We start from the raw sequence: 16,589 nt of genomic DNA, 5'->3' as shown, positions 1-16,589 counted from the left end.
CCGCCGTTTTCGTTCACATGATGGCCGGGATCGGGATCAGGCGGCTTCGGACTGCGCATCCTGCTGGGCGCGCTTGTAGTAGCCCGCCGAGCGCAGCTCTTCCGGATCGAAGTCGTCCACGGTGATCGTTTCCAGGGTGAGCGTACGCAGCTCCTCAAGCAGGGTGCGCTCGTCCTGGGTGATCACGCCCTCGGCCACGGCCTCGTCCAGCTGGGTGACGAAGTCCAGTGCCTCGATGCCCTTGGTCTTGAGCGCCTTGATGAACTTGCGCTCCACCGGCTCGGCCATGATCGCCTTGGACAGGTAGCTGTTGATGCGGCCGCCCGGGTTGTTCTCGCACGGGGTCAGGAACACGCCACTGGCCAGACGGTCACGGGCTTCGTTGGGCGCCATCAGCAGCGCGGCGACGCGGTGGCCCAGGCGGTCACCCGGGGCTTCGGCACGGCGGCCGAACGGGAAGATCAGCGCCCACATCAGCCAACCGATCGGACGCACCGGGAAGTTGCGCAGCGCGGCCGACAGCGACAATTCGATCTTGTGCACGCTGTCATGGAAGGCCCAGGCCAGCAGCGGCTGGTCGGCGGTCGGTGCGCCTTCGTCGTGGTAACGCTTGAGCATCGCGCTGGTCATGTAGATGTGGCTCAGCACATCGCCCAGGCGGCCGGACAGCGATTCCTTGAACTTCAGCTTGCCGCCCAGCGTCATCATCGAGATGTCGGCCATCAGCGCCAGGTTGGCCGAGTAGCGGTCCAGCTTGCGGAAGTAGCGGCGGGTGTAGGCATCGCCCGGGGCGGCACCGAAACGCGCGCCGGTCAGGCCGAACCAGAACGAACGCACGGCGTTGGAAATGCCGTAGCGGATATGCCCGAACAGGCTGCGGTCGAATTCCTGCAGGCCGGCACGGGTGTCCGGGTCCTGCGCGGCCTTCATTTCCTTCAGCACCCACGGGTGGCAGAGGATCGCACCCTGGCCGAAGATCAGCAGGCTGCGGGTCATGATGTTGGCGCCTTCGACGGTGATCGCGATCGGCGCCGCCTGCCAACTGCGGCCAGCGAAGTTGCGCGGCCCCAGGATGATGCCCTTGCCGCCGATCACATCCATCACGTCCGAGATCACTTCACGGCTCATGGTCGTGCAGTGGTACTTGGCGATCGCCGACGGCACCGACGGCACGTCGCCGCGGTCCACCGCAGCGGCCGTGGCCTGGCACAGCGCACTGATCGCGTAGGCCTTGCCACCGATGCGGGCCAGCGCTTCTTCCACGCCCTCGAAGCGGCCGACCGACAGGCCGAACTGCTTGCGGATGCGCGCATAGGCACCGGTCACCACCGCACCGGCCTTGGCACCGCCACTGGCGGTGGAGGGCAGGGTGATCGAGCGGCCGACGGCCAGGCACTCGTTGAGCATGTTCCAGCCCTTGCCGGCCTTCTCGGCGCCGCCGATCAGCTGGGTCAGCGGGATGAAGACATCCTTGCCGCGGATCGGGCCATTCTGGAAGGTCGAGTTGAGCGGGAAGTGGCGACGGCCGATTTCCACGCCGGCGGTATCACGCGGCAGCAGCGCCAGGGTGATGCCGATGTCGCGGGTGCTGCCGATCAGGCCATCCGGGTCGTACATGCGGAAGGCCAGGCCGATCAGCGTGGCCACCGGGGCCAGGGTGATGTAGCGCTTGTCGAAGGTGAGCTTGACGCCAAGCACCTGCTCGCCGTTCCACTCGCCCTTGCAGACGATGCCGTAATCGGGAATCGAGGTCGCATCCGAGCCGGCAAACGGACCGGTCAGGCCGAAGCAGGGCACTTCACGGCCATCGGCCAGGCGCGGCAGGTACTGGTCCTTCTGTTCCTGGGTGCCGTAATGGTTGAGCAGTTCACCCGGGCCCAGCGAGTTCGGCACGCCGACGGTGGAGCTGACCACGCTCGACACCGAGGCCAGCTTCTGGATCACCTTGTGGTGGGCCAGCGCGCTGAAGCCCAGGCCGCCGTATTCCTTCGGAATGATCATGCCGAAGAACTTGTTCTTCTTGATGAAGCTCCACAGCTCCGGCGGCAGGTCGGCGTAGACGTGGGTGATTTCCCAGTCGTTGACCATCCTGCACAGCTCTTCGACCGGGCCATCCAGGAAGGCCTGTTCCTCGGCGGTGAGCTGCGGCTTGGGGTAGTTGAGCAGGATGTTCCAGTCCGGATCACCGGTGAACAGCTCGCCTTCGAAACCGACCGAGCCGGTTTCCAGCGCGATGCGTTCGGTCTGCGACAGCGGCGGCAGCACCTTGCGGAACACCTTCATCATCGGCGCGGTCAGCAGCGGCTTGCGGATGAAGGGCAGCAGCAGCGGCACGGCGATGACGGCGACGATGGCCGCGGCCACGATCGTGGCGGTCTGGTTGACGTAGGGAATGAACCAGCAGGCGGCCAGCAGCACCAGGCTGATGATCGTCCAGGTGATCAGGCGCATCCGGTGGTAGGCGACGAACGCGCCTGCCAGCAGGATCGCGAGGAAGGGAACGACAATGCTCATGAGCGTGCTCCGGTGACGTGCTCGGTAGTGACGGACGATGCGACGGCGGAGGCCGAGGGCAACACGTCCAGATAGTCCAACACAGTAGCGGTAAAGGCGTTGTTGTCGTCACCGGCAACCATGTGGGTGGCCTCCGGCAGCTGCACGTGGCGTGCATGTGGCACCAACGCAAGGAACTCGGCCACCGTCTGCGGGGTGACCAGGGTGCTGCGGCCACCGCTGACCAGCAGCAGGGGGCATTTCACCTGGCGCGCCGCCTCGGCAAGCGCGTCCTGGTGTTGTTCGCTGTCACGCGCCAGCTCGGCGACGAGGCGCGGATCCCAGTGCCAGCGCCAGCGACCGTGACCGTCCTCGCGCAGCAGCGCACGCAGGGCGTCGTCGGACTTGCGCGGGCGGTGCGGCATGTAGGAAGAGATCACGTCGGCGGCCTGCGACAGCGACGCGAAACCCTCCGGGTGCGCGGTCATGAACATCAGGATCTTTTCGACACCGGCGGTATCCCAGCGTGGGGTGATGTCCACCAGCACCATCGCCGAGAACAGGCCCGGCCAGCGCGACTCGGCGAGCAGGCCGAACAGGCCGCCCATCGACGCGGCGATCAGGATCGGCGGCTGCGGCTGTTCGCCCGCCAGCACGATCAGGTCATCGGCGAACTGTTCGCCGTGGTAGGCAAGGTCGGCCGGGTTCCAGTCGGAATCGCCGTGGCCGCGCGCGTCGTAGGCCAGGGTCTGGTAGCCGGCCTCGACCAGCGCGTTCGCGGTGGCGTTCCAGGCATGCCGGGTCTGGCCGAAGCCGTGGGCGAACAGGACGGTGCCGCGGCGCCCCGGGCCCGAACGGGTGGCGGCGAGCACGGCGTCATGCGCGCCGGTCAGTCGCTCATCGTCAAAGCGGGGCAGGGTAGAAGAAGGAGTGACCATACTCGCTAGTATGGACCTGCCCTGTGCGATGTCAATACTTCGGAGTATGGTGGTCTCATCCCTTGTGCCAGCAGGCGTGAAGCGGACTTTCACCGATTCACATACTGCAACCAACCCCGGCGTATGGTTAAATCCACCTATGAATGAACCCGAAGCTTCCGCCGGCGAGCCACGTGCCGGCCGCAACAGCCGCCTCAGTGCCGAAGACTGGGCCCAGGCCGCACTGGATCTGATTGCCGAACAAGGCGTGGGCGCGGTCGCGGTGGAGCCGCTGGCGCGACGTCTTGGTGTCACCAAGGGCAGCTTCTACTGGCACTTCCCCTCGCGCGACGCATTGCTGCAGGCCGCGCTGGAGCGTTGGGAACTGTTCGAGCAGGAGCAGGTCTTCGGCAGCCTGGCCGATGTCACCGATCCGCGCGTGCGCCTGCGCCAGCTGTTCCAGGTGGTCGCGCATGAAGTGCAGCCGCACATCATCTACAGCGAGCTGCTCAAGGCGCTCGATCACCCGATGGTGCGCCCGGTCATCGACCGTGTTTCGCACCGGCGCCTGGAGTATCTGGTCGCCTCGTTCCGCCAGGCCGGCCTGAGCCGCACCGATGCGCAGCACCGTGCACGATTGGCCTACGCGGCCTATGTGGGTTTCCTGCAGTTGTCGCTGCAGCTGCAGCAGCCCAAGCAGGCGCGCGAGGATTTCGAGGCCTACGTGGAGCATGTGATCGAGACGCTGATTCCGCTCGGTTGATCGGTTCGTCGTGCATATGCAGAAGGCCGCGGAGACGCGGCCTTTTTTGTGCGCGGCGGATGCCGGGCCTGCAACGGTGGCACAAAAAACAACGGCCCCTTGCGGGGCCGTTGCTGCATCAGGTGCTGATCAGTGCAGCGATCAGAACTTCTGCTTGTACTGCATGTACATGTAGCGGCCCGGCAGATCGTATTGCGGGTCGAACATGTTGTAGGCAACAGCGTAGGACTGCGGCGGATCCTTGTCCCACACGTTGTTCAGACCCACCATGACGGTGCCGTTCCACGGGGTGTTGTAGCGGAACTGGATGTCGTGGTACGTGGTCGAACTGATGTGGTTCTCACGGTTGGGGGCGTCCGAGCAGTACGCGCGGGTCGCGGCACCCAACAGGCAGGCCTCGGTCAGGCCGGACTTGTAACGCAGGCCGTAGTTGACACCGAAGTCACCGATGGACCAGTCGACGTACAGGTTGGAACGGATGCGCCAGTACGGATCCTGGTTCAGGTACGTACCCTGGCGGCCGTCGACGGGGGCGTCGTCGGTGACCTTGGTTTCCCACTTGCTCAGGTAGGTGCTGTCCCAGGTAACGGTGAACTGACCGATCGAGGTTTCCGGCAGGCGGTATGCCAGGCCCAGATCCCAACCTTCCACCGTGTACGAGGACAGGTTCAGCAGCGGCATGTTGACGTTGGTGATCGCGTAGCGTTCGCTTGCCGTGCCGTAGTTCGGGTCACGCGTGATCAGGCCACAGTAGGTGGCCTGCTGCTGCGCGGTGCCGCCGTAGCAGGCATCCATGATGTCGCCGATCGCCGGGCGGGTGATGGCGTCTTCGATCTCGATCTTCCACCAGTCCAGGGTCACGTTCAGGCCGGTCACGAAGCTCGGGCTCCACACCAGGCCCAGCGTCTTGCTGGTCGAGGTTTCCGGCTTCAGGTTCGGGTTGGACTGCCAGGTGAACGGCTCAACGGTCTGCAGCGGACCTGCATCACCGTCGGTACCCGGCTGCACCAGACCAGCCGGCACACCCTGTGCGCGGCACTGCGCCAGGATCGCACCGGACGGGCCGTTGGCGGCGGCGCACGGATCGGCGTAGGTTTCGAACGAGTCGGTGTCGCCGCGGTACAGATCGTTGATGCTCGGCGCGCGGAAGCCTTCGGAGTAGTTGCCGCGGACCATCAGGTCGTCGATCGGCTTCCAGCGGAAGCCGAACTTGTTGTTGGTCGTGTTGCCGAAGTTGCTGAACTTCGAGTAGCGGGTAGCCACGCTGAAGTCGAGCAGCTTGGCACCCGGCAGGTCAGCCAGCACCGGGATCGACAGTTCCAGGAACATTTCGTCCAGATCGTAGGCACCCTTGGTCGGGCTGGCGCCGTTGCCGGTGCTCAGGCCCGACGCGATGAAGGCGTCCGGGTCGAACTGGCCGCTTTCCTTGCGGTACTCGTAACCGGCTGCGAAGGCCAGGGCGCCGGCCGGCAGCTGCACGATTTCACCGGAGATGTTGGCGTAGTAACCCTTCGAGATCTGGGTGGCCGAATCATGCGCGGTGAACGAGGTGTAGTCCAAGGCATCCTGGGAAATCGAGCCCAGGCCACCCAGCGGGTTGATCGGCGTACAGCCGGCGATCACGTCGCCAGCGCCGTTGAGGCAGACCGGCACGCCACCACGCAGCGCGGACGGGCCATAGGCTTCGTCGAGGCGCGAGATGTTGAACAGACCGTAGGTCAGGTCGTTCTGGTCGGTCTTGTCGTAGCGGTAGCCGACGTCCCAGTCGAAGGTGCGGTCGGCGAACTCGAAGAAGCCTTCGAAGCCGCCGTAGAAGTGCCAGTTCTTGACGTTCTGGTTGAACGAACGACCACCGGTTTCATTGAAACGACGGTTCACGCCGGTCAGGTCGACGCCGTACGGGTTGTACATGCTGTCGGCGCTCAGGGTCATGCCCGTCACCGGCATGGCGGCCAGCAGCTGCTCGGACTTGCGCTCGTTGTACATCGCCTCGGTACGGAAGGTGACGTTGTCGGTGATGTTGAACGAGCCGGACGCGAACAGCGAGGTGCGCTCGTTCGGGGTCAGCAGGTAGTTGTCCGGCGAGGTGTTGTAGCCGTGGACGTTGCTGACGAACGGGGTCTCGACGCCGTTGATGATGATGTAGCGCTGGTCATTGCGGACGTAAGAGCCCGGGATACCGGTGCCGCTCTGGCCGCTGAAGAACGGCGGGCCACCGGCGGAGATCTTGCGATCGCCGGCCATGACTTCGCGCTCATTGACGTACGACGCACCCAGAATCAGGCTGGCGCGGTCGGTCGTGGTGCCGATGGTGAAGTCATAGGCTTCGCGCTCGCCGTCGCCGGCGCTGTACTGGCCCTTGTAGACGTTGGCTTCGGCGCCGTCGAAGTTCTGCTTGGTGACGATGTTCACCACGCCGGCAATGGCGTCCGAGCCATAGATCGTCGAAGCGCCATCCTTCAGCACGTCGATGCGTTCGACCATCGCGACCGGGATGGTGTTCAGGTCGACGCTGCCGTCCAGGCCGGTGGTCCAGCGACGGCCGTTGACCAGCACCAGCGTACGCTGGCTGCCCAGGTTACGCAGGCTGATGCCGGCCGTGCCGTCACCGCCGTTGTTGAACGTGCGGTTCAGCGCGGCGCCGTTGGCGGAGATGCGCTGCAGGATGTCGGCGACCGAGGTCACGCCCTGCTTTTCAATGTCGGCGCGGGTCAGGCTCAGGACCGGCTGGGAGGTCTCGACATCGGTGCTCTTGATGCGCGAGCCGGTGACCGAGATGCGGTCCAGGTTGGTGGTGCCACTCGCTTCCTGAGCGACGGCGCTGCCGGTGCCGGCAGCGCTGGCGATCAGCGCGAGGACGACGGCGTCGCGCAGTTTGTTGCTGTTGCGGTTCATTGGGCTCTCTCTCCAAGTTGACTTGGGTGCAACGTATCGGGATGGGCTTCAGCGCGGAAACGAAAGGCGTCTCCAAGCCGCGAAGCTGACTCGATAGTAACCACGTATTCGGAGAAATTAAAGACCCGTTAATACTTCATGTGATTCAGGTGAAATTCGGCAAAGTCGTTGTGCCGCAGGGCTTGCGGGGCATTACCCGGCGGCACGGCCCATTGGCCAAGGCTAAGAAGTGATGACTTTTGGCACATTTTTTATGTCGATTTGTATCTTTTCTACCTGAATACGGGTCAGGGTTCGCACCCGGCGCGCGGCGCCCGCAGCCTCCGGCCTGTCGCGATTGTCCCGCCAATGAGTATTCAGGCACGCCTTATGCTAGGCGGACGCCCGCGCGTGCATGCAATCGGCGGCGGCGGACGCATACAGAAACGCCGCTACGAGCGAGCGGCGTGGATCAGGGAAACGGGGGAGGCGCCTGCTGCGCGGTAGGGCATCGCGAAACTGGGCAGGGATGCCTGGCTTACAGGTCCTGCTCGTAGCGGACGTAGGGCACGGTGCCTTCGTCGGTGCTCTCGTTGCGCGGGGCGAACGGATTCTTGCCACGGGTGACCACGTTCTCGGCGCCGACAGTGAGCTGGCCGCTCCAGGGCGTGCGCCAGGTCAGGCCGACGCCCAGGCCTTCCCACTTGCCGGGCTGGCCGGGGACATCGACCACGCGCCCGATGATGTTGCCGCTGAAGTTGCCATAGCCGGCGCCGATGGTGAGGCTCTTGCTGTCCCAGCGGTCGACGATCGCCGGGGAGGCGTCCGCGATCGGGACCAGGCGGGCCTTGGCATAGGTGCCACCGATCGAGACGAAGCCCTCGCGACCGATGTTCTTCTGACCGAACACGGTCAGATCGTTCTGTTCGGCGCGCAGCGACGGCGATTTGTTCGGACCGGCCAGCCAGGCCGGCAGGGTGTCACGGCCACTACCGGCGGTGAGGCCGACGCGACCGCCGGGGCGGTTGAACGCGGCAGTGCCGCTGACCCGGCGGCTGAGCGTGTTGTCGTCTTCATCGCCGAGCGTGGCCAGCATGCAATGGCTGGCCAATCCGCTGATGCTGGTGCCGCGGCTGCTGTTGCAGAGCAGGCCCAGCGAGTCACCCGACGACAGCCCGAAGGCCGCATCCAGCGAGCTGCGCCCGAAATGCCAGCGGGCCCCGACGGCCTGCTCGCCGGTCGGTTCCAGGTACAGCAGGGCTTCGACCTTGCCACTGCCCTTGTTCCAGACCGGCAACACGGTGCCGTCCTGCTTGCCCTTGGCCTGCGCATGCGCGCCCGGGATCGCGCCTAGGGCGATCATCAGGGCCAGCGGTAGACGCAGAAGGGGATGCATGGGAACTCTCAGACAAGCGCAGTGAACACAAGTTCCCGCCGAAGCGGGACATTGATCCTAGGGCGTTTATGATTTCTTAACAAGTCTTCGTTCTCCCCAGAACAAAACTCGCGCCGAGATTACTGAAGCCGTTCAGGTGCCGGCGAGGAAACATCCATTCCGCGGAACAGTATGTCGAATTCCGTCAACGGAAAGTGATACTCCTGCCCGCAGAATTCGCAGCGCACCTCGACCGCGCCGCTGGGCTCGGCGGCGGCACGGGCCTCTTCCTCGCCGATCGACTGCAGCATGCCTTCCACCCGCTCGCGCGAGCATGAGCAGGCAAAGCGCAGGGCCTTGTCGCCCAGCAGTTCCGGCGTCTCTTCATGGAACAGCCGGTGCAGCAGATCGTGGCCCGGCACCTCCAGCAGTTCCTGCTTGCCCAAGGTCTCGAACAGGGCGCTGGCCCGCGACCAGCCATCCTGGTCGCCTTCATCGCCGGGCAGCTTCTGCAGCAGCAGGCCCGCGGCGCGGGTGCCGTCGGCGGCCAGCAGCAAGCGGGTCGGCAGCTGTTCGGACTGGCGGAAATAATCCTCGAAGGCTTCGTCCAGGCCGGCCGCGGTCAGGCCGACCAGGCTCTGGTAACGCTGCGGTTCGCGCGGATCCAGGCCGGGATTCTCGATGGTGATCGCCAGCAGCGCATCCTCGCCCAGGGCGGTGAGGTCGCGCGGCGCGTCGCCGCCGCCGTCGGCCAGCTGCACGATGCCGCGCAGGGTGCCGGCCGCGGTGCACTCGGCGAACAGGGTGCGCATGGCGGTGGTGCTGCGCAGCTGGATCGACAGGCGGCCATCGACCTTGGTGTGCCCGGTGAACAGCGCAGAGGCGACGCTCGCCTCACCGAGAAGCTCAGCGGCGCCCGGCGGATAGACCGCATGGGAGAGAATTTCCCGCCAGGTGTCATCGAGGTGCACGTGCACGCCGCGGACGCCGGCATCGGGAAGCAGGAAACGGACAAGGGAGTCGGATTGGGCGGTCATCGGTTCGGTGGCTGCGCGAAAGGAGTGCCGGTTGCCGGATAATGCGCCGACCACCGTGCAAGTAAAGGATGCACCAGTAATGGGGGCAGAGCGCAGCAACCTCAAGGTCGAACCGGACCTGGAACCCTCACGTCCACGCCGCTGGCACTGGAAGCGCCTGCTGTGGCTGCCGGTCCTGTTCGTGGGGGTCAGCGTGCTGCAGGTACTGGCCCTGCGCGTCATCGATCCGCCCGTCTCCAGCGTGATGCTGTGGCGTTATGGCGAGGCGCTGGGGCAGGGCGACTGGAGCTACCGCCTGCACTACCAGTGGCGCGACCTGGAGCAGATGGCGCCGAGCCTGCCCATTTCGCTGGTGGCCGCCGAGGACCAGCGCTTCCCGGAACACAACGGCTTCGACCTGCAGGCGATCGAGAAGGCGCGCGACCACAATGCGCGCGGCGGTCGCCTGCGCGGCGCCAGCACGATCAGCCAGCAGGTCGCCAAGAACCTGTTCCTGTGGCAGGGCCGCAGCTGGATCCGCAAGGGACTGGAGGTCTGGTACACGGTGTTGATCGAAGCGCTGTGGCCCAAGTCCCGCATCCTGGAGATGTACGCCAACATCGCCGAGTTCGGCGATGGCATCTATGGCGCGCAGGCCGCGTCGCGGCAGTACTGGAACAAGGACGCGTCCCGGCTGAGCCCGGCCGAGAGCGCGCGGCTGGCGGCGGTGCTGCCATCGCCCCGGCGTTACAGCGCGGCCAAGCCCGGACCGTACGTGCAGCGCCGCGCGGCATGGATCCAGCGACAGGCGCGGCAGCTGGGCGGGGATGCCTACCTCGACCGGGACTGAGCATTCATGTACGTGATTGCCTGACGCTACAATCGCCGCATGAACAGCCCTCGCCTGACCGTCGTCGTCGCCGCCCACAACGAAGCACTGGCCCTGCCGATGCTGCACCCGCGGCTGCGCGCGGTGCTCGATGGGCTGGAGGGCATCGACGGCCGCGTGCTGTACGTGGATGACGGCAGCACCGATACCACCTGGGCGGTGATGCAGGGCCTGGCCGAGACCGATGCCTGCGTCGGCGTTCTGCGGCTGTCGCGCAACTTCGGCAAGGAGGCCGCGCTCACGGCCGGGCTGGATCTGGTCGACGAGGGCGCGGTGATGATCCTCGACGCCGACGGCCAGGATCCGCCCGAACTGATTCCCGAGTTCGTCGCGTTGTGGCAGCAGGGCTACGACAACGTGTATGGCACGCGCCTGGTGCGCGATGGCGAAAGCTGGCTCAAACGGTCGACGGCCAAGGTCTTCTACCGGGTGATCGGGCGCCTGTCCAAGACTCCGATCCCGGCCGATACCGGCGATTTCCGGCTGTTGTCGCCGCGCGCGCTGCAGGCGCTGGGCCAGCTGCGTGAGCGTCACCGGTTCATGAAAGGGCTGTTCGGCTGGGTCGGCTTCCGCCGCAGGGCCTTGCCCTATCATCGCCACGCGCGGCTGGTCGGCGAGAGCAAGTTCGGTTTCTGGCGGCTGTGGAACTTCGCCCTGGAAGGCATCACCGGATTCTCGACCGCGCCGCTGCGCGTGACCACATACCTGGGGTTGGCGGCGGCGACGTTCGCGTTCCTCTTCGCGTTGGTGGTCGTGTCCAAGGCGGCCCTGTACGGCGACCGCGTCGCCGGCTGGCCGACGATGATGGCGGTGATCCTGTTCCTGGGCGGCATCCAGCTGATCGCGCTGGGCCTGATCGGTGAATACCTGGGCCGGCTGTATGAGGAATCCAAGCAGCGCCCGCTGTACCTGATTGACACCTGGCAACCACCGTTCGTGGCAGACTCGGCCGTGCATCCCATCGGTGGAGAGCAGCGAGATGACCACGGTACGACAGCTGTTGGAAGGCAAGTCCCCTGAGGTATTCGCCGTCGCCCCGACGTCGGCGGTGATCGACGCGATCCGGCTGATGGCCGAAAAAGGCATCGGCGCGGTGCTGGTGATGGAGGGCCGGCAGCTGGTCGGCATCCTTTCCGAGCGCGATTACGCGCGGAAGATCGTGCTGCACGAGCGCTCCTCGCGCACGACCGAAGTGCGGGAGATCATGACGCCCAAGGTAGTGACCGTCGCCCCTGGCGAACAGGTCGAACACTGCCTGCAACTGGTGACCGATTACCGCATCCGCCACCTGCCGGTGGTCGACGGCACGGGCGTGCTCGGCGTGATCTCGATCGGCGATCTGGTCAAGTCGGTGATCGACGAACAGGCGCAGAAACTGGACCAGCTGCAGCAGTACATCGTCGCTGGCTGAGCGGGCATTCGTGCTGCCGGGCAGGCCGACCCCACGTCGGTCCCTGCCCGTGCGTCCACGCGCTTACTTGGCGTAGCGGCCGCCGCAGTTGCTGTCCTCGCCCGGACCGGTTTCGATCGTCGCCAGCAGCGCCGCCGGCGGCGCGATGCTGCCCAGCGCCAGGGCGATCGCCCCGCGGATGCCCAAGGCCTTGAAGTCCGGGCGGAACGAGGGATCCTTGAAGGTGCCGCCGATGCGCAGCGGCGAGCGCAGTGCCAGGATGCTCATGTCCTTCGGGCGCGGGCGCAGCAGCAGGTCCAGCTGTTCCTGTTTCAGATCCACCTTGCCCTCGCCGAGGATCAACGTATCGGTCGTATCGAAGGCGAGCGATCGCGATTGCATCACCCCGTTGTCCACGCCGAAGTCGCCCCAGGCGCAGCGCAGCGGAATCTGCTTGTCGCCGGTGAACAGGAACTTCACCGATTCGGCGACATCCAGGCCGGCCAGTTCCATGATCAGATTGCCGACGTGCCCGCGGCCGATACCGACCGCCACCGTGCCATCGGAACTGCCCAGCATCGCGGCGATGGAATTGCCCTGGCCCGTCAGTTTGACATCGCCACTGATCCCGCCTGAGGCCTGCTCGGCCAGCTTCGCATCCGGGAACAGCTTGCCCAGCTGCACCTTGCGGATGGTCGCCTGCAGCTGCGTGGAGATCGCCTGTTTGCGCGCATCCATCCGGATCGTGCTGCGGATATCGCCACCGGCCACGCCGAAGTTCAGCGGTTCCAGGCGCAGCAGGCCATCGTCGAGCTTGAGGTGGGCATCCATGTCATCCAGCGGCAGCGTCGGCGAATTGATCCGCTGCGCCTTCCAGCGCACATCGGCATCCATCGCGCGCAGCTTGGACAGGTTGTACGGCGTATCCGGCAGCACCTTGGTGCGCGCGGCCAGCTCGGCCGCCTTCGCCTTCTGCTCGGCATTGGCCGATTCCCCGGCGCCGGTCTTCGGTGGCGCGCCGATGAAGCCGGCCAGATCGTCGAAGTCCAACCGCTTGGACACCAGATCCGCCTTCAGGAACGGCCGTTCGCCACTCACGTCGATCTGCGCGGTACCGCCCAGATCGCTGTCGCCGGCCGTGCCGGTGAAATTCTCGTAGCGCCAGATCGCATTGTCGCGCTTCAACCGTCCCTTCAGCCGGTACGGCGGCGTCGACGGGATCGCGATCCCGATCAGCGGGAACAGATCCTCCATGTCCTGGCCGCTGAGCATCAGCTCCAGATCGAACACCCGCAGCTGGAACGGATTGGTCAGCGTCCCGCTCGCGATCGCATGCGTATTCCCCGCGCGCCCATCGAGATGGATGCGGAACGGATGCCCGGTATTGGTCAGCTCCAGCGGTGACTCGGTATTGCCATCCAGCGAGAACGCATTGCCCTGCCAGCGCCCTTTGCCCTTCACGAACAGCGGCGGACCACTGTCGCGATCACGCGACTTCCCGCTGTTGAGCGAGACCAGCACATCCGTCCTGCCTGCCGCGTCCTGGAACTGCAGGCGGCCATCCTCGATCAGCAACCGCTGCAGCACCGGCGGATCGCCATCGCTGGGGCCAAGGAAATCCCAGTTGCCCGGCTGATTCTTGTCCGGCGCCGTCTCCAGCAGCAGGTCCGGCCGCGTCAGCCGGATTTCCGGAATCCGCACCTGCCCGCGCAGCAGCGGCCACACCCGCAGATCGATCTCTGCCCGATCCGCCGTCGCCATCTGCGGCTGCTTGGCCCACGTCGCATTGGCAAAGGTCAGCCCATCACCGCGCACCGTCGTGACCCGACCGAGGTCCACATCCAGATCCCCGGTGATATGGAACTCACGCCCGGTCTTGGCCTGCACCGCCCGCTCCACCGGCCCCTTGAACCAATTCCAATCCCACAGCGCGATCAGGATCAACAGCGCCGCAAACAGGAACACCAGAATGGCCAACCACCGCTGCCCCCGCTTGCCGGGACGACGCCAGCGCCAGCGGGAACGGGAAGGAGCATCGGACGGAGCAGGGGACGGGACAGTATTCACATCCCCATGGTTGTCCTTGCATCGTGCAGACAACGCGAAGCATTGGTAAGCGTAGTGTCAGGGTGGCCGGAGGATTGCCCGCTCCCACCCCGGCGTGCATGGATCGGACACCGCCGGACCAGACAGGCAATGCCGTTGATCTTTCCATGCGCACCAGCGAACCGAGAGCGGGGCGGTGCGGGTGGGTTGGCGGGACCATGAGCGCCATGGATGGCGCGACATGAGCCTCCATGGACGGATTCACGGCGTGTCCCGCCAACCCACCCGTGCCGACCCAGCCTGGCGCATCCCTGAAGCCCGAGCCGCTCTTGCTGCTGCTGTTGCTGCTGTGGCTGGTACTAGAGATCTTGCCGTTGCCGTTGCCGTTGCCGTTGTCGTGGCCGTTGCCTTACCGGCAAGAAAACAGCACTCAAAGAATCTGCGCAGTCACCGCAACGAAGTGGCACACACTCCCGCCGATCACGAACAGATGCCAGATCGCATGCGAATACGGCACCGACTCCCGGTGATAGAACACCGTCCCCAACGTATAGAACACGCCGCCGGCCAACAACCAGCCCAGCGTCCACCCGTCCAGCGAATGCCACATCGGCTTGATCGCCACCATCACCATCCAGCCCATCGCGATATAGATGATCGTCGACAACAGCTTGAAACGGCCCGTATAGAACAACTTGAACACCACCCCGAACAACGCCAGCGCCCAGATCGCCGTGAACATCCCCCAGCCCCACGGACCCCCGCGCAGCCCGATCAGCGTGAACGGCGTATACGTACCGGCGATCAACAGATAGATCGCACAGTGATCGAACACCTTCAACCGGCCCTTCGCGACCGGATGCTGGATCGCGTGATAGAGCGTCGAGGCCGTATACAACAGCAGCAGCGCCACCCCGAACACGATCGCACTGGCCAACTGCCAGCCGTCGCCATAGATGGCGGCCAACGTGATCAACACAGCGCTGCCAGCCAGGGCAGCGACGGCGCCAAGCCCGTGGGTCAAGGCGCTGGCGATTTCTTCTCGAACGGAAACGACAGAGGTCATGGCGATGATCGGATGTGCGGGGAGGGGGATCCCACTCCCCCCTATCATCGCCAAGATGGGCCGCGCATGCACGCGCGGCCGTTCAGCCGACAGATCGGCGAAGGATCAGCTGACCGACACGCTGTGCGCGGCTTCGCGCGTGGCCGCGAAGCGCACGTCCGGCGCGCGTTCCTGCGCCAGCTGCAGATTGACCCGCGTCGGTGCCAGGTACACCAGCTGGCCGGCGGCATCGATGCTGAGGTTGCCCGCGTTCTTCTCGCGGAACTCCTCCAGCTTCTTCTCGTTGCTGCAGGTCACCCAGCGTGCCGTGGTCACGCTGACCGGCTCGAAGGTCGCTTCCACGCCGTACTCGTCCTTCAGGCGGTAGGCGGCCACGTCGAACTGCAGCACACCCACGGCGCCCAGGATCAGGTCGTTGCTCATCAACGGGCGGAAGAACTGCGTCGCGCCCTCTTCGGACAGCTGTGCCAGGCCCTTCTGCAGCTGCTTGAGCTTGAGCGGATCGCGCAGGCGTGCGCGGCGGAACAGCTCAGGCGCGAAGTTCGGGATGCCGGTGAAGCTGACCGCTTCGCCCTCGGTGAAGGTGTCACCAATGGAGATCGTGCCGTGGTTGTGGATGCCGATCACATCCCCCGGCCACGCTTCGGCGGCGATCTCGCGGTCGCTGGCCATGAAGGTCAGCGCATTGGGCAGCTTCATTTCCTTGCCGGTGCGCACATGGAAGGTCTTCATGCCGGCCACGAAGCGGCCCGAACACACCCGCATGAACGCCACGCGGTCGCGGTGCTGCGGGTCCATGTTCGCCTGGATCTTGAACACGAAGCCGGTCAGCTTGTTCTCCTGCGGGGCGATGACGCGGCCGGTGGTCGCGCGCGGCTGCGGCGACGGCGCATGCTCGACGAAGAAGTCCAGCAGCGGCTGCACGCCGAAGTTGTTCACGCCCGAGCCGAAGAACACCGGGGTCTGCTTGCCGGCCAGGTAGGCCTCCACGTCGAATGGATGGCTGGCGCCCTGCACCAGCTCCAGCTCGTCACGCAGATCGGCCAGCATGCGCTCGCCGATCTTCTCGGCCAGCCCCGGCGAATCGATCGACGGGAAGATGGTCGAATCCTGGCGGGTGAAGTTGCGGCCCTGCTCGTACAGGTGCACCTCACCGCTGATCAGATGCACCACGCCCTTCAGGCGCTGGCCCATGCCGATCGGCCAGGTGACGGGCGCGCACTGGATGCCGAGCACGCTTTCCACTTCATCCAGCAGGTCGATGGGCTCCTTGCCCTCGCGATCGAGCTTGTTGATGAAGGTCATGATCGGGGTGTCGCGCAGGCGGCACACTTCCATCAGCTTGATGGTGCGCTCTTCCACGCCCTTGGCCACGTCGATCACCATCAGCGCCGAGTCCACCGCGGTGAGCACGCGGTAGGTATCCTCGCCGAAGTCGGCGTGGCCGGGGGTGTCGAGCAGGTTGACGATCTTGCCTTCGTACGGGAACTGCATCACCGAGGAGGTGACCGAGATCCCGCGTTCCTTTTCCAGCGCCATCCAGTCGGAGGTGGCATGGCGCGCGGCCTTGCGACCCTTGACCGAACCGGCCATCTGGATCGCACCGCCGAACAGCAGCAGCTTTTCGGTCAGCGTGGTCTTGCCGGCGTCAGGATGGGAAATGATGGCGAAGGTGCGGCGGCGCGCAGCTTCGGTAGCGACTTCGGACATGGCGTGACGCGCCCGCCCGGGGCGCTTTTCATGGAGATAAGCCGCTCAGT

12 protein-coding genes are annotated in these 16,589 nt (G+C 65.4%); 4 read left to right on the top strand and 8 right to left on the bottom strand.

What is annotated here, in order from left to right:
• Positions 1 to 36: 36 nt before the first annotated feature.
• Together ABE424_RS12590 and ABE424_RS12585 are read right to left on the bottom strand one after the other, a co-directional pair.
• Positions 37 to 2,514 (bottom strand): acyl-CoA dehydrogenase, encoded by a 2,478-nt coding sequence (locus ABE424_RS12590; RefSeq protein WP_179460314.1) that lies wholly within the window; start codon positions 2,512 to 2,514, stop codon positions 37 to 39.
• Positions 2,511 to 3,431, bottom strand: a complete 921-nt coding sequence (locus ABE424_RS12585) for an alpha/beta fold hydrolase (protein WP_179460315.1) — start codon at positions 3,429 to 3,431, stop codon at positions 2,511 to 2,513. Before ABE424_RS12585 ends, ABE424_RS12590 begins: the two co-directional genes overlap by 4 nt.
• Before the next feature lie 139 nt (positions 3,432 to 3,570).
• Here ABE424_RS12585 and ABE424_RS12580 point away from each other — a divergent pair, with 139 nt between their 5' ends.
• The gene (locus tag ABE424_RS12580) at positions 3,571 to 4,173 is read left to right on the top strand and encodes a TetR/AcrR family transcriptional regulator (RefSeq protein WP_019185113.1); all 603 of its coding nucleotides are present in this window, start codon (positions 3,571 to 3,573) and stop codon (positions 4,171 to 4,173) included.
• Positions 4,174 to 4,314: 141 nt separating this feature from the next.
• Here ABE424_RS12580 and ABE424_RS12575 read toward each other — a convergent pair whose 3' ends face one another.
• The 3 genes from ABE424_RS12575 to ABE424_RS12565 all read right to left on the bottom strand — a co-directional run bounded on the left by ABE424_RS12575 (position 4,315) and on the right by ABE424_RS12565 (position 9,459).
• Positions 4,315 to 7,068, bottom strand: a complete 2,754-nt coding sequence (locus tag ABE424_RS12575; RefSeq protein ID WP_346491588.1) for a TonB-dependent receptor — start codon at positions 7,066 to 7,068, stop codon at positions 4,315 to 4,317.
• A 517-nt stretch (positions 7,069 to 7,585) separates the two neighbouring features.
• The gene (locus ABE424_RS12570; protein ID WP_176990627.1) at positions 7,586 to 8,410 is read right to left on the bottom strand and encodes a hypothetical protein; all 825 of its coding nucleotides are present in this window, start codon (positions 8,408 to 8,410) and stop codon (positions 7,586 to 7,588) included.
• A 152-nt stretch (positions 8,411 to 8,562) separates the two neighbouring features.
• A complete protein-coding gene (locus tag ABE424_RS12565) occupies positions 8,563 to 9,459 on the bottom strand; it encodes an Hsp33 family molecular chaperone HslO (protein WP_346491589.1) in 897 nt (298 codons plus the stop codon).
• Between the two features lie 79 nt (positions 9,460 to 9,538).
• Here ABE424_RS12565 and mtgA point away from each other — a divergent pair, with 79 nt between their 5' ends.
• Genes mtgA through ABE424_RS12550 form a run of 3 tightly spaced genes read left to right on the top strand, consistent with a single transcriptional unit; the run spans position 9,539 to position 11,738 of the window.
• Positions 9,539 to 10,288: a monofunctional biosynthetic peptidoglycan transglycosylase gene (mtgA, locus tag ABE424_RS12560; protein ID WP_346491590.1), complete on the top strand. Its 750-nt coding sequence runs from the start codon at positions 9,539 to 9,541 to the stop codon at positions 10,286 to 10,288.
• A gap of 39 nt (positions 10,289 to 10,327) precedes the next feature.
• On the top strand, positions 10,328 to 11,347 hold the full coding sequence (locus ABE424_RS12555) for a glycosyltransferase family 2 protein (protein WP_346491591.1): 1,020 nt from the start codon (positions 10,328 to 10,330) through the stop codon (positions 11,345 to 11,347).
• Positions 11,307 to 11,738 (top strand): CBS domain-containing protein, encoded by a 432-nt coding sequence (locus tag ABE424_RS12550; RefSeq protein ID WP_123730455.1) that lies wholly within the window; start codon positions 11,307 to 11,309, stop codon positions 11,736 to 11,738. Before ABE424_RS12555 ends, ABE424_RS12550 begins: the two co-directional genes overlap by 41 nt.
• 63 nt (positions 11,739 to 11,801) lie before the next feature.
• Here ABE424_RS12550 and ABE424_RS12545 read toward each other — a convergent pair whose 3' ends face one another.
• The 3 genes from ABE424_RS12545 to ABE424_RS12535 form a co-directional block, all read right to left on the bottom strand.
• Entirely contained in the window at positions 11,802 to 13,784 is a 1,983-nt protein-coding gene (locus tag ABE424_RS12545) for an AsmA family protein (protein WP_346491592.1), read from the bottom strand.
• A 409-nt stretch (positions 13,785 to 14,193) separates the two neighbouring features.
• Positions 14,194 to 14,835 carry a hemolysin III family protein gene (locus tag ABE424_RS12540; RefSeq protein ID WP_346489864.1) on the bottom strand — a complete coding sequence of 214 codons (642 nt, stop codon included), beginning with the start codon at positions 14,833 to 14,835 and terminating at the stop codon, positions 14,194 to 14,196.
• Positions 14,836 to 14,934: 99 nt separating this feature from the next.
• A complete protein-coding gene (locus ABE424_RS12535) occupies positions 14,935 to 16,539 on the bottom strand; it encodes a peptide chain release factor 3 (RefSeq protein WP_346491593.1) in 1,605 nt (534 codons plus the stop codon).
• Positions 16,540 to 16,589: the final 50 nt, after the last annotated feature.

The sequence above is a fragment of the Stenotrophomonas sp. TWI1149 genome, from assembly GCF_039673155.1.
Lineage (GTDB): Bacteria > Pseudomonadota > Gammaproteobacteria > Xanthomonadales > Xanthomonadaceae > Stenotrophomonas > Stenotrophomonas maltophilia_AA.
The sequence above is the reverse complement of the archived record's forward strand: the minus strand, read 5'-3'. Positions and strand labels throughout refer to the sequence as shown.